The 13,441-nt window shown below is 39.2% G+C and carries 12 protein-coding genes; 10 read left to right on the top strand and 2 right to left on the bottom strand.

Annotated features, from left to right (window positions below; genetic code table 11):
• Positions 1-252: 252 nt before the first annotated feature.
• From JZO85_RS10410 to JZO85_RS10370, 9 genes are all read left to right on the top strand, one after another.
• Positions 253-1,374, top strand: a complete 1,122-nt coding sequence (locus JZO85_RS10410) for a tyrosine-type recombinase/integrase (protein ID WP_207108457.1) — start codon at positions 253-255, stop codon at positions 1,372-1,374.
• Positions 1,375-1,815: 441 nt separating this feature from the next.
• The gene (locus JZO85_RS10405) at positions 1,816-2,487 is read left to right on the top strand and encodes a WxL domain-containing protein (RefSeq protein ID WP_207108456.1); all 672 of its coding nucleotides are present in this window, start codon (positions 1,816-1,818) and stop codon (positions 2,485-2,487) included.
• A 106-nt stretch (positions 2,488-2,593) separates the two neighbouring features.
• Positions 2,594-3,637 (top strand): WxLIP family cell surface protein, encoded by a 1,044-nt coding sequence (locus tag JZO85_RS10400; protein ID WP_347401796.1) that lies wholly within the window; start codon positions 2,594-2,596, stop codon positions 3,635-3,637.
• 5 nt (positions 3,638-3,642) lie between these two features.
• The gene (locus JZO85_RS23435; RefSeq protein ID WP_207108454.1) at positions 3,643-3,993 is read left to right on the top strand and encodes an EF2685/EF0750 family sortase-dependent surface protein; all 351 of its coding nucleotides are present in this window, start codon (positions 3,643-3,645) and stop codon (positions 3,991-3,993) included.
• Complete coding sequence (locus JZO85_RS10390; protein ID WP_207108453.1) at positions 3,980-7,237, top strand: fibronectin type III domain-containing protein; 3,258 nt, start codon at positions 3,980-3,982, stop codon at positions 7,235-7,237. The genes JZO85_RS23435 and JZO85_RS10390 overlap by 14 nt, the downstream gene beginning before the upstream one ends.
• A gap of 19 nt (positions 7,238-7,256) precedes the next feature.
• Entirely contained in the window at positions 7,257-7,487 is a 231-nt protein-coding gene (locus JZO85_RS10385) for a hypothetical protein (protein WP_207108452.1), read from the top strand.
• Positions 7,488-7,542: 55 nt separating this feature from the next.
• Positions 7,543-8,280 (top strand): winged helix-turn-helix domain-containing protein, encoded by a 738-nt coding sequence (locus tag JZO85_RS10380; protein ID WP_207108451.1) that lies wholly within the window; start codon positions 7,543-7,545, stop codon positions 8,278-8,280.
• A gap of 171 nt (positions 8,281-8,451) precedes the next feature.
• A complete protein-coding gene (gene catA, locus JZO85_RS10375; protein ID WP_207108450.1) occupies positions 8,452-9,102 on the top strand; it encodes a type A chloramphenicol O-acetyltransferase in 651 nt (216 codons plus the stop codon).
• A gap of 182 nt (positions 9,103-9,284) precedes the next feature.
• Positions 9,285-10,055, top strand: coding sequence for an aminoglycoside adenylyltransferase domain-containing protein (locus tag JZO85_RS10370; protein ID WP_207108449.1), 771 nt, complete (start codon positions 9,285-9,287; stop codon positions 10,053-10,055).
• A 341-nt stretch (positions 10,056-10,396) separates the two neighbouring features.
• Here JZO85_RS10370 and JZO85_RS10365 read toward each other — a convergent pair whose 3' ends face one another.
• Together JZO85_RS10365 and JZO85_RS10360 are read right to left on the bottom strand one after the other, a co-directional pair.
• Entirely contained in the window at positions 10,397-11,152 is a 756-nt protein-coding gene (locus JZO85_RS10365) for a MurR/RpiR family transcriptional regulator (RefSeq protein ID WP_207108448.1), read from the bottom strand.
• Positions 11,145-11,924, bottom strand: a complete 780-nt coding sequence (locus JZO85_RS10360) for a MurR/RpiR family transcriptional regulator (protein ID WP_207108447.1) — start codon at positions 11,922-11,924, stop codon at positions 11,145-11,147. The genes JZO85_RS10365 and JZO85_RS10360 overlap by 8 nt, the downstream gene beginning before the upstream one ends.
• A gap of 191 nt (positions 11,925-12,115) precedes the next feature.
• Here JZO85_RS10360 and JZO85_RS10355 point away from each other — a divergent pair, with 191 nt between their 5' ends.
• Complete coding sequence (locus JZO85_RS10355; RefSeq protein ID WP_207108446.1) at positions 12,116-13,441, top strand: 6-phospho-alpha-glucosidase; 1,326 nt, start codon at positions 12,116-12,118, stop codon at positions 13,439-13,441.

Genomic DNA, 13,441 nt, shown 5'->3' with positions numbered 1-13,441 from the left:
TGTTTTATTTAAAAATAAGAAATCTGATATATAACCAGAAAAAACACTTGATATTTTGTTATCACCATCATTACATTACAAATTATAAGATATTATAAAAGGAATTGCAATATTAATTTAAATATTAAAATTCGTTTTTAATTTTTGGTATCAGAAAATAGTAGAAACTATCTTGAAAGTATACAGAAAAAGTGAATTATTAATAAGTCGTCAAGAATACTCGTCAACGAGGATAGAGAGAGTGGTTATTTTATGAATGAGCAAGTGCGCAAAGGCGAGAACATTTACTATAGAAGGGACGGTCGTTGGGAAGGACGCTACGCGATTGGTCGAAAAAGCGATGGCCGATTGAAGTATGGCTATGTCTACGCCAGAAGTTATCAAATCGTAAGAGAGAAGCTGTATCCGTTAAAACAGCGAGCGGAGAGAATGCTCCAATTATATGGAAAAAGTTTAATGAGCTACGATGAATGGATCGTTAGCTGGAAGAAAAGCATTCAAACAACGGTCAAAGCTTCGACATTTTCAGACTATTGCTACAAGCTGCGTCATTACATCTTACCGTATGTCGGAGAAAGCCCGTTGTATCAATTAACTTCGGAAAAGATACAAGAATTAGTAAATCAGCTATGTGATGCAAATTTATCTCCAAATAGCATCCAGATCATCATTTGCTTAATGAAAAAAACATTGAATGATGCAAAAAAACTCGGATTAATAGCGGAAAATCCCTGTGATATCGTTCAATTACCAAAAAGAGCCGTGAAAAAAATCCACGCTTTAACAGTCAACGAGCAGCAAACCTTGATGGAAGCTGTAGAGACGATTGGAAGCGACAAAGGCCAAGCAGTGACGCTTGCTTTAAATACAGGTATGCGAATCGGTGAGATATCCGCATTAACTTGGGACAAGGTTGATTTTAATAGAGGGATGATCTATGTCGATCAAACCTGTCAACGTTTGACTAACGAGGAAGAACATCAAACAGTTGTGCACTATGATTCAGTCAAAAGCGCATCCTCCAATCGCATCATTCCGATGAACCAAAAGGTAAAACGAGTCCTAAAAAGAATAAAGGAAAAAAGTACTAGCAACTATGTTTTCTCTATAAAAGAAAAAGGCTGTGAGCCAAGACTATTGACATACTACTTCCACAAAATCCGAAAAAAGGCGAAGCTAGAAAACATTCATTTCCATCAGCTTCGCCATACCTTCGCGACCAGATGCTTAGATGCCAAAGTCGGGATTACATCCGTCAGCGCCCTATTAGGACACGCATCTACAAAGATGACACTGGACGTCTACTCAGATTCCATGCTGGAAGAACGTATCACCGCTGTCTATGCAATCGAAGGACTCATAAAACAGACCTGAAAATAGTCATATGATAGAAATAAATTTAAAAAAAACGAAAAAACGAGTCCATAGGGGAGAATCGTTTTGCCCTTTTAAAGTAAGCGCTAACAACATGATCCGACTTATTTCGCATCCCAATCATTCACTAATCCCAAATTGTTAAGAAAATATTAAGATTAAAAACCGTAAAAACCCATATTTTTGTTATTTTAAATTTCTTAATATTTGAAAACGAGCCGTCAGCTCAAACCGTCACCAAAAAAATAAGTACTGAGAATGCTTCTTTTTAAATACTACTTATTTTTAAATAAAACAGGAAAGAATAACATCTTAGTATTAACAGACTATTAAGCCATTTTACCACGTAATTGTACTATTTTTAAATATTTTTCGGTATCAACGGCAGTCAGCCTTTTGATATAAATCTCAAAAAAATAAAAAAGAGGGAGAGATTAAGAGATGAAGAAAAAATTATTTGCGGGCATGTTGGCTAGCGCAACCGTCTTAGGAATGTTTGTGGCAGGAGGAACGGTACTAGCGACAGAAGTGGATACGGTAGATACTGAGGTTGGGATCGGATTTAGTGATCATATTCCTGGTACAAAACCTGGACCGTTAAAAATCCAATGGGCGCCAATTAGTTTGGATTTCAAAAATGACAACCAAGTAAATACAGCGACACACAATTTTGCAGAGAAAAGCGGAAAGAACAGATATGTAGTAATCAGTGATGAGCGTACCACCGCAACACCAGGGGATAATGTATGGAAATTAACCGCTGCTTTAAGTGATTTGGAAAACGCTACGGCAACCGAACAATTAACAGGAGCTACGCTTAAATTTAATGCAGCTCTTCAAGGATTCCAAGGAACGGACGCACCGGAAGCGCCTGGATCAGTGGTTGCACCTGGTGCGCGCACCGCAGATATCGGGGTTGCTGCAAAATCAATTGCAGCTGGTGCACCAGCAACGCAGATGATGGAAGATGGTACGACTGGTACAGCAGATGCGTTCCAAGGAAAATCCGCTATGGAAATGACAGGAATCAACTTGGAAGTACCGGCCAGTGCCGCTAAAGAAGGGGTGCAATATAAAGGAACCCTGACTTGGTCATTAGACGATACGATCTAAATCATTACTTCATTGGGGGAGGAGGGCATACTTCCTCTCCCTTTTCCATTTCTTATTGAAATGGGACGTGATGAATAGACATGACAAGTTTTCAGGAGGACACACGGTGAGACGAGAAAAACGACAGATAATCATCCCATGCCTATCTTTATTTCTGCTATTTCTGTTTCCAACTATTAGTCATGCGGATGACACTTCGACAGAATCTAAGATGGGGTTTTCGATAGAAAGTGTGATTCCCGAGAATCAGTTGGACAAAACAAAGTCCTACTATTATTTATCGATGCAGCCCGGACAAAAACAAACGATTCAGGTTAAAGTCAAAAGCTTACAAAAAGATCCAGTGACTGTGACGGTCGCAGTTCACGATGCGGTGAGCAGTTCGGTGGGTGCGATTGATTACGCCAAAGAAAATCCTAAGCTAGACAAAAGCTTGAAGAACCCAATCACTAGCTTGGTCAAACCGCAAGATGGTGTGAAGGAAGTCACAGTAAAGGATAAAGAGGAAAAGCTAGTTTCCTTTGATATCACCATGCCGGAAAAAGCATTTGAAGGAGTAAAGTTAGGTTCTCTGCGCTTCGTTAAAAGAGACAAAGTGGCCGAAAAGCAAAAAACAGGATTGGTTCCGAAGTATGCGCGAGTCGTAGCGTTGATGCTGACGGAAGACGATGAAACCTTTAATCATGGGGCAGACATAAAGTTGAAAGATGTTGGGCTGCAGCTTTCTAACGGCAGAAAAGTCATTGCGGCGAGAATTCAGAATAATCAACCGAAAGTCTTGCAAGAGATGAAGATTCAAGGTGATATTCGTAAAAAGGGTGAACAAAAAAACTTGGATAAACATAAGATAGATAATTTTTCGGTTGCCCCCAATTCGAATTTTGACTTTGAGATTCCACTAGGCTTAGAGAAGTTTAATCCAGGAACATACATTTTCACAGGGAAGGCAGAGGGAGACGGACGGATCTGGAAATGGGAAGAGGAATTCACGATCGGCAAGGAACAAGCAGATAAGGTTAATGATGAGACTGTTTACAAAGTGGTTGTTCCATCATGGGTGCCATGGGTAGCTGGGCTGCTGATTCTAGCTCTTGTTGGCTTGATTGTTTCGCTTGTGTATCGTCAACGACAATGGCAGGAAAGGAAGTGAGGGGTGTGATACGAAAAAAAGGGTTGTTGTTAATGGTAGTATTCTGCCTATTAAATCCGATCATCGCAAGAGCTGAGGGGCAATCAGGGACAGTCGGAATCGGATTTAGAGAAAGTCAGAAAGTTCCCAAAGAAACACCCGAAGCACCAATCGAGAACGTTCTACCCATGACAACAGGCAGAAATTATTACCAAGCAAGAGGAAAGAGCTTACCGCAAACAGGCACCTACCAGAATCATTGGTTTCAATACATCGGCTTGTTTTGTTTGATCAGCTGGTTTTGGTTATTCCTATTCTTTCGATTCAAAGAAGATGAAGAATCAGAAGAAGGGAGGAGTCTGAATGAGGGTGAATAAACAGAAAGCAGTTCGTACGGTATTAGTGGGGTACTTATTGGCGAGTACTTTTATTCTGAGCAGTGTGGCATTCGCCAATACAGAGTCAAGTACGGAAGTCAGCACAGTACCAAGTACAACACAGTCGAAAAAAGCAACCTCTTCTGTTGGGCCTGAGATACCGACGATTGCTTCTTCAAAGGAAGATGTTCCAGAAGTAACGGCATCAAAAATTGAAGAACCTAAGCGCGAGTTGACTTATGAGGATCATCAGTTGTTGGAAGAGGCAAAGGCTGATTCGGCTGTTCCTACGGTGGTTTTTGAGGAAAAACAATTAGATAAGGAAGTTCATTTTCATGGAACCGTTTCAGCTGGTTCAGAGATTCAAGGAAATGAATCCAGTGAGACTGCACTTCAATCATTAATCCTACAACGAAAAGATCAAAATGGAGAATGGAAGAATCATTATATATTTTCGATTGATTCAGAAGGAATTCAACTTTTAAATGCCCCCTATTCTTTTGTGTTCAATGAAATGCTTGAAAATTTTGGTGAGTATCACTATCGATTGGTTGCGGATTACGTAGTTAAGCGATTGGAAGACGAACACCACCAGAAAGGTTCTTTGGAGTTGGGGTCGGTAACTGTTGTTGAAGAAGTAAGGGAATCCATACCAACAGTTGAATCATATACTTCGATACCAGAGACAGGGAAATCAATAGAAACAACAGAATCGTCCGCAGAGGAAGCCAAGAAAAGCGCTGATTCTGAGGAGATAGTACCAAAAGAGGATGAGAAGCCGCTGATTGGGACTCCCTCGGAAACGACAGAAAAACCAAAAACACTGATAAACAATCAGCAAATTCCGGAAATACAAAATAATTTTATGAATGCGTTTCAACGTGGGATGGGGATAATGCCGCTTGCTTCCGCTACTTTCAAACCAGTAGGATCAAACTATAAGCCATATTTTTCTGGTAGTCATACACAAATCGAATCTCAACCAATAGCGAAAGCGAGATATACAAGTAAGACCAAAATCGAATTAACACTTAATTTTTTCTGGAACTATCTTAGTTATGGTGTTAATGGTACGAATCTGAGCTTAGAAGACGCGACTGTCGGAATTGATACAAATATTGCGGCTCGAAAATATGGGTTGGACTTTCAATTTGGAGAATCAAAATGGACCACATATGGCAGAACTATTTTAGGAATTGTAAAGCAATCTGACATGGTAAAACAATCAGGAACGGATGCTGATGGGAAGCTAAAGAAATTTGAAAATTTACGAACTGTCAGAGTTGATGTAACATCCGATAATGGCTATCCAACTTGTAACGCTTGGTCAGATAACGTCACAACTATAGTGTTATCTGATATACCAGTTAATACAAAAAAAACTTTTAGCTACGACCTGATCTATGCTTGGAGTGCAAATGCGCGGATTGATTATGCATTACCTGCACCGAATTTTATTGATCTCTCCTATGTTTCTACTCCGACTTTTAAAGCAATTGATGAAGTAACGGATAAAGTTGTGATGCAACAAGGAACATTCGTTGGTGAAACAACAGACGATACTACGGATGGGGTTTTAAAGGCTACGAGCAACGGAGTAAGCTTGGATTTAACAGTCCCAAAAATTGAGCATTCAAAAGATCCGAATGATAAATACTATGCAAAAACTATCGGAGGTTTGACACCCGGCTCTGAGTATAGAGGCAGAGTAGAATTACGAAATTGGCTTGAAGATTATTACGTACAATCAGGGTATGGTTATTTTTACACACCAAATGCCGTGAATAAACCTACTGTACATTCTAAAAATCAACCTACTCATTATGGAGATGCTAGTTTAACTATGGTTGGAAATTATACCGTAGGAACTAAACCAGCACATCCGACTGAGTTAGAAGCTCAAATAAGTACAAATAATGGAGCAACATGGACAGGTCTTGTTCCTAGTTCAAAAAAAATTAATACAAGTAGTAAGAGTGTTTCCTATACTTTTTCAAACCTCAGTGCAAACGTAAATTATTTAACACGATATAGGGTGAAAAATAAAAGTGATGCTTGGTCTCCGTGGGCTCAGAATCAGAGTGAGGTTGCTACAAATGCAGTGAAGCTTATCATTAGTCCTCCTGTTGTAGATAAGACCGCGACCACGACTAATCAATTAGTTGTGAGGGATGGTACGTATATAGGAAATATAACTAATAAGCTCACCGAGGCTAATTCAGGTCGTTTGCATTATTATAATGGACTTGGAGGCTGGCAGACTGTGACCACATCGCTAAAACATGATCAAACTTTAGGCGGAACCTATAAGGGAGAAACGATAACAGGATTACAACCAGGCACTATGCATATCCTGCAACTCCAATTAATGGATACTAATGGCGTTCTTCAGCGAGCCGATTCACAGGCGGCCACTTTAAATACGGTTACTAATCCAGTAATCGATACGATTCATCCTAGTACCAGCAAATACAATGCCTCTGTAACTATTTCAGGTGTATATGGTATTGGACCAGCAGGAACAACTCCAGCACATCCAGATAAAGTGAAGGTTCAAATAAAGCAAGATGGAGCTCCGAATTGGACGGATGTTACTAGTATTTCAACTCCTAGTTTGGACAATCAATCAATTGATGAATCGAGTACAAAAGGTATCTTCAAAATTAATAAGTTAAAGGCGAGTACAAAATATCATGTACGTTATCAAGTTGAAAATAAAGGTGGCTGGTCTGAATGGTCCGCTTCTGAAGAGTTCACGACGTTAGGTGCGCCACCAGCACTGGAAATCATCGATGCACCACAACTTGATTTTGGCTTGTTGGAAATCAAAAATTACGCGCAAACCGCGAATCTTTCAGCGGCGAGTCAGAAAAACCATTTGATTATCGATAACACCGACACGACAAAAAGGTGGAAATTGACCGCGTCATTAGAACAACTGAAGAGAAGAGATGATCCAAGTATTGTAATGCCATGGGCAATCTTATCAATGAAGATCAATTTACAGGATTCTTCAGATGATGGGGCAACGTGGGGAAACAACAGTAACGGAGGCACACCAAGAACAGTCAGCTTTAATTCTGGTGATCCTGCACAAGATATGTGGGAAATGGCGAATTCAACAGATGCACAGGGGTTGTTCCGAACCGAGATCGATTGGAATAGTGTCGAGCTCCGTGTTCCCGAAAATCAAGTGGGACATTACAAAGGAAATCTAGTATGGAGTCTCGACGACACACTCTAGTGAAGGGGGAAAGAAAGAGATGACGATTCCAATGTGGCTGGGTGTCTTTGGAGCGATTGCGTTGATCGGTTTGATCAGCTTCTTGCTTTTCTTTATCAAGGACAGCCGATTACGAATAGAGCATGGGAAGAAATCGATGGTATTACTCGTCGACTGCGGCTTATTGTTCGTCATGCTATTGGCGATTGCCGCCGCGATCTTCTTATACCTCGATTGGCAAACACAGTTGAATTACTTTTTAGGAAATTAAAACCTGAGGGAGTGAGTCAAGTGCTCGCTCCCTTAAAGAAGGAGAGGGTCAAGGCATGCGACCAATTTTGATTTTGACCAAGAATCTGGTCATCGAGCAAGAACTGCAGCAACGTCTTCAGCATCTGAACTACGAGGTGTTTTGCTCAGTAGAATTATTTGACCGTTTACGAATCAGCGAGTATGACCAGAAAGAGCAGAAGGAATGGCTGGACCAATTTTTAGCCAATTATCAGGTGGTCATCATCAGCGAGACGATCTCAGATAACGAGATCCAAGCGATCCTACCGAACCTGCGATCAGAGGAACGCATTCTTTTACGCAAACTAGGTGCGCATCCTTCCGCAAAAGAAGAGGAGCAGATCAGAGCTCTAGGCCTGAATGACTGGATTACCGCCGATCAATCGATTGATGTACTGCGGGAACAGCTGTCTGAAAAGCTAGTGACACTCCCAAGAGAAGAACCCAATATCGTTGTTCTTTATTCAGGGCAAGCAAAATCAGGCGATATAGACAACCTGAAAAACAATCTCTCCAATCGTGAACTGACCGTACTGGACTGCTTGATCCAAGCACAAGGCGAGGTCGTCTCACGCGAGGCTCTGTGTACCCACTTGTGGAATGAGGCGCCGAATAATTCTCACCTGTCTCAGGCATCTGTCCTGATCAAACGCATCAAAATGAAGCTGGAAATTGCCGGCTATGATCCAGAGCTGCTCAAGACGATCTGGGGCAGAGGCTACCTATTAGCCAAAAGCAATCTAAGCAACAGCTTTTCCGTTCAAGCGAGATGACCGATTCATTGGGCATCTCTTTTTTTTCGTTATCCGTTAATTATTCGAACATTTTTCTTATCCATCATCTGGTAAAATAATAGGAAGAAAAGAAAGGATTGAGCCCCTTGAAAAAGACAGATGATTTTTCCTCCTAGTAAGGCATGAATAGATTATTAGGAGGAAGCTGAAATGAAATTTATTGTAATCAATTTATCAGAATGGGAAAGAACTGAGGTCTTCAACCATTTTTTGGCTCAAAAAACATCCTTTAGCATGACAAACGAGATGGATATTACGAATCTGTACCACTATTTGAAGGAACAGGATCACTCATTTTATCCAGGCTTTATTTATCTTTTGACAACGATTGCCAATCAGGATAGTCACTACCGGATGAGCTTCGATGAGAAGGGACGGCTAGGGTACTGGGACAAACTAGTCCCCCTCTATACGATTTTTGCCGAAGAGACTCATCAATTTTCAACCTTATCCACCGACTTTTCTGCTGATTTTAATACCTTTAAGCAAAACTATTTAACGGACGTAGCTGCATTTAGCGCTACGGGGAAACTATTTCCGCAGCCCTCTGTGCCTGAAAATGTCCTGAGTATCTCGATGATCCCTTGGGTTTCTTTTACAGGCTTCAATTTGAATGTCACGAATGGCACGCCGTATCTTTTGCCAATCGTTACCGGAGGAAAATTTATTTTTCGCAACGAGCGCGTCTTTCTTCCTGTATCCTTGCAGGTTCATCACGCCGTCTGTGATGGGTTCCATGCGGCTAATTTCCTTAATCAATTTGGGGAGATGTCTGCAGCTCCTTGGAAGTATTTTCAATAAATGACAACAAGTAATAGCTATTTGTACCGAACTCCAGAAGTTAGATTTTTGGTCTAACTTTTGGGGTCGGTACATTAAATCAATGTTACTTTTTTTGAATGTTCACTACTCAATGACTTAGTGACAGGGGATTCTGTGTTTTTCGACGTTGATATTCTATAAATTAGATTGGACGGATAGATATGAATCATTCTATATCAACAGATAAACAAATTGAAAGTATCCTTCAGCTACTCTCTCAGGAGTTATCTGAAGGAATTCTTGGAATATACTTATGTGGTTCTGCTGTGCTAGGAGGTTTGAAACAAAATAGTGATATAGATATCTTAGTCGTCGTTTCTGAAAAGCTTAGTAAGGAAACGAAAAAGAGTTTAATAAAGAAAATAAAGCCATTATCTAGAAAAATTGGAGAGAATAACGCATTAAGATATGTTGAAATCATAATAATTGTTGCAAAACAAATAGCAACGTGGGAGTATCCACCATATCAAGACTTCATTTATGGCGAGTGGCTTCAAGAGGACTATGAAAAAGGATATGTCCCAAGCAACGAACAGAATGCAGATCTAACAATCATACTATATCAGTCAAGGAAACATTATAAGAGGCTCTTAGGAAGCTTTGAGTTAGAAAAAATTATTCCTGAAATACCTATTGAAGATGTTAAAAAAGCCATAATGGATTCGGTTAGCGACCTTTTAACTCATTATGACGGTGATGAAACGAACGTACTTCTAACCCTCTGTAGAATGATATTAACTTTAAAGGAAAATAGAGTTTATCCTAAAGATTTGGCTGGTGCAATACAAGCTCGAACTTCACCATTCAATCACCGCCAACTAGTTCTATTGGCGGTGAGCGATTACAAAGGAGAAAAATTAGTAAAATGGGAAAATTACAGTATCAACGAAACGATAAATTATCTTTACCAACAACTAAAAAAAGAGACGTAAAGTGAGCAAAGTAAAATTTTTTACCTAAACTCTTTCTAAATGATTTTGAACTATCCAGGATTTGAAGCCATTTGGCGAAGCTAGAAGCATCCAATTTTCTAAAAATGCTTATGTAAGTTGAAAGTGAAAGATAAGTGAATTTTTTCGAACTTAATTTGTTTTTTTAGTAACTATTGATATAGCAAGTTGGATCAGATAAAGTACAATGATTTCAAAATGGACTTTATTTCGATTTATTCAGGATTAAGTTAGAAGAACTATATTATAAGTAAAAATTAAACAGTCGAGCAACCATTAATAGAAGATGGTCAGTTCGACTGTTTATTTCGATTGATTTAGAATCACTCTTCTAACAAAAGTTCTTTACACGCTAATTCAATGAGTATTTGGGTGAGACTCAGCATATTGATACGTGAATTGACATCTGTTCCATTATAGGTCAACGGCGTGTCATTGCTGAATAAGCAGTGATCGGCCAATTTCTCATTTTTTTTTGTTTTTTGAGAAGTAATAAGAATAGTTTTGGCTTTATTTTTTCGAGAATTCTCAAAAACTTCTTGGTAAATATCAGTAGGGACATTGGCGGAAGTGATTACAATGATCGACTCTGGCTGGATCGTACGACTGATACTCTTGATCAAATGCAAATCTTCTACTAGTATACAACGGCGATTCAATGTATTCAAAACAGTATGAAGATACTTTGCAGGAATAGCGCTTAAGCTTCGCCCGTGAATGTATAGTGGCTGATCGTTGCAAAGCAGTTGAACGATTTTATCCAATTCATCTAAAGGAACGAATTCTAAGAAGTAATTGAACTCATTGATCTGTTGGTCAACCTGTTCACGAAAGAAGTTATGGCTTTTTTTCTGCATCTTTAAGTCATTTTTGATTAGATATTTTAATTCGCTAAAGCCGCTAAGGCCAAGCTTCTGGCAAAAACGAAGCATGATTGTATCGGATACATATAGTTTGCTAGCTAAGTCATGAAGTGTCATCTGAATAATTAAGGCTGGATTTTTCTGAATATAATTTAGCATTGTCCGTTCATTTTCGGATAATTCTTCCATTACTATATTTGTAAAAAAATCATTCAATTGAGATCCCCTCCAACGATGCAAGATAAGCTTTGAATATTGTGTCAATGATGAAGAAAATCGGTAGCCGTGAAGTAAACTCAGTATTTTTGTTTTGTCGTGGATGCCCAAAGAAGCGAAAAGTTAGATCAGCAGTTGTCGCCAAGACATTATCGGTATATGGCGTAATCGCTACGACTGTGGCTCCTCGCATTTTTGCCAAATTAGCCATGCGAATTGTAGGCTCATACGTACCGCTGCAGCTGATTACAAAAAGAACATCTTGTTCAGTCAAGGTTTCGGCGATGTGAAAAGCTAGTCGAGAGGCCTCGTAGCGATAGACATTTTGTCGTCCGTAGGAGAAAAGCATTTTCTCCCAATAGTCCAAAACTCTACCAGAAATTCCGCCACCGCTGTAGAGATGAATATGTCTGGAACTGTTCAGGATTTCGATCATTTGCTGGACAGTTTGATTTTTCATCAATAGCAGTGTATTTTCGATCTCCTGTGACATTTCTTGTAAAAGGGCAGAATTGGGTTTCTTTTTCAGTGTTTCTTTTGTATAAAAAGCTTTGTCTTGTTTGATTATATATTTTAATTCACTGTAGCCGGCTAGTCTGATTTTTTTGCAAAAACGTAAAATAGTTGTAGTAGAAACGGTTAACTGGTCAGCCAGTTCTCTAATTGTTGCGTTTTCAACCACATGAGGATTGGTATAAATATAGTGTAAAATCGCTCGTTCATTGGGATTAAGACTGGTCAATACTTCATTATCTAAAATATCTGCTAACATACAAAACCTCCTATTTTGAAACGAAATGTTTATCGCAATTTGTCACACAAACAGTAACAAATCACATTATTAGTGATCCTCACGTAAAATAATACAGGATATTGTATTCGGTTTCAATTGATGGCATAGTAAATCTATATTAAGTGGCCATTAATAGTGAAAATAAATTTTATATAAAAGGACTGTTGAACATGAGAGAATATAATGTTTGTATCGTTGGCGGAGGAAGTACCTTCACATTGGGGTTCTTAAAATCCTTCGTTAAAATGAAAAAGGATTTTCCATTAAAAAAATTAGTGTTGTTTGATATTGATAAAGAACGTCAAAATCTAGTTGGCAAGTTTGGAGATATTCTTTATCGGGAGCAATTTCCTGAATTAGATTTCTCTTACACGACAGATAGTAAGGAAGCTTATAAAGGAATGGATTTTGTCTTCATGCAGATGCGCGCTGGCGGATTACCAATGCGTGCCCAAGATGAACATATTCCCTTGAGTATGGGATTAGTTGGTCAAGAAACATGCGGAGCAGGTGGAATGGCGTATGGTTTGCGTTCGATTGTTCAAATGATTGAGGCTGTTCATGACATTCGGAAATATGCCCCTAACGCTTGGATTTTGAATTATTCAAATCCAGCAGCGATCGTAGCGGAGGCTTTACGTAGAGAATTTCCAAGAGATCAGCGGATTTTAAATATTTGTGATCAGCCAGAAAATGTAATCCGTTCATGTAGTCGTTTACTAGGTTGTTCATGGGAAGATTTAGATCCTGTTTATTTCGGATTGAATCACTATGGCTGGTTCACACATATCTATGATAAAAATACTGGGGAAGATTTATTACCGAAGATAAAAGAGTTAATAAAGAAACAAGGTTTCCTACCGCAAGATGCGGAACAGAGAGATCCTTCATGGTTAGATACCTATGGCATGGTCGAGACAATGATGAATGATTATCCAGAATATTTACCGAATACTTATAATCAATACTATTTGTATCCAGATTATAAAGCAGAAACGTTAGATCCTAATTTCACTCGTGCTGATGAGGTGATGGCAGGTCGTGAAAAACGAGTTTTCGCTGAGTGTGAAAAAATCATTGCTGATGGTACTTTAGGAGATAAATTTGATGATATTAGCGATGCTCACGCTGAAATGATGATTGAAGTCGCAGTAGCAATTGCATTTAACAAGAATAGCCGTCATATCTTGATTGTTGAGAATAATGGTGCAATCGCAAATATGCAGGACGATGCTATGGTGGAAGTTGTCTGTGAATTAGGGGCAAATGGACCGCGACCAATGGGTGTTGGGAATATTTCTCAGTTTTACTTAGGGTTACTGGTTAATCAAGTATCCAGCGAAAAATTACTAGTGGATGCCTATTATGAAAACTCTTACTTAAAAGCACTACAAGCTTTAACGTTAAATCGACTAGTCAACGATGGGAAGAAAGCACGTCAAGTGTTGGATGTATTGATTGAGGCAAACAAGGGCATGTGGCCTGAGTTAAGTTAA

This window comes from Candidatus Enterococcus murrayae, from assembly GCF_017315985.1.
In the GTDB taxonomy this organism is placed as follows: Bacteria; Bacillota; Bacilli; order Lactobacillales; family Enterococcaceae; genus Enterococcus_A; species Enterococcus_A murrayae.
This window is presented reverse-complemented; position numbering and strand designations above follow the sequence as displayed.

Coding starts and splice junctions, on each gene's coding strand:
- JZO85_RS10385 (WP_207108452.1), top strand. CDS start 7,257: ATGACGATTCCAATGTGGCTGGGTGTCTTTGGAGCGATTGCGTTGATC.
- JZO85_RS10410 (WP_207108457.1), top strand. CDS start 253: ATGAATGAGCAAGTGCGCAAAGGCGAGAACATTTACTATAGAAGGGAC.
- JZO85_RS10380 (WP_207108451.1), top strand. CDS start 7,543: ATGCGACCAATTTTGATTTTGACCAAGAATCTGGTCATCGAGCAAGAA.
- JZO85_RS10370 (WP_207108449.1), top strand. CDS start 9,285: ATGAATCATTCTATATCAACAGATAAACAAATTGAAAGTATCCTTCAG.
- JZO85_RS10360 (WP_207108447.1), bottom strand. CDS start 11,924: ATGTTAGCAGATATTTTAGATAATGAAGTATTGACCAGTCTTAATCCC.
- JZO85_RS10390 (WP_207108453.1), top strand. CDS start 3,980: ATGAGGGTGAATAAACAGAAAGCAGTTCGTACGGTATTAGTGGGGTAC.
- JZO85_RS10355 (WP_207108446.1), top strand. CDS start 12,116: ATGAGAGAATATAATGTTTGTATCGTTGGCGGAGGAAGTACCTTCACA.
- JZO85_RS10405 (WP_207108456.1), top strand. CDS start 1,816: ATGAAGAAAAAATTATTTGCGGGCATGTTGGCTAGCGCAACCGTCTTA.
- catA (WP_207108450.1), top strand. CDS start 8,452: ATGAAATTTATTGTAATCAATTTATCAGAATGGGAAAGAACTGAGGTC.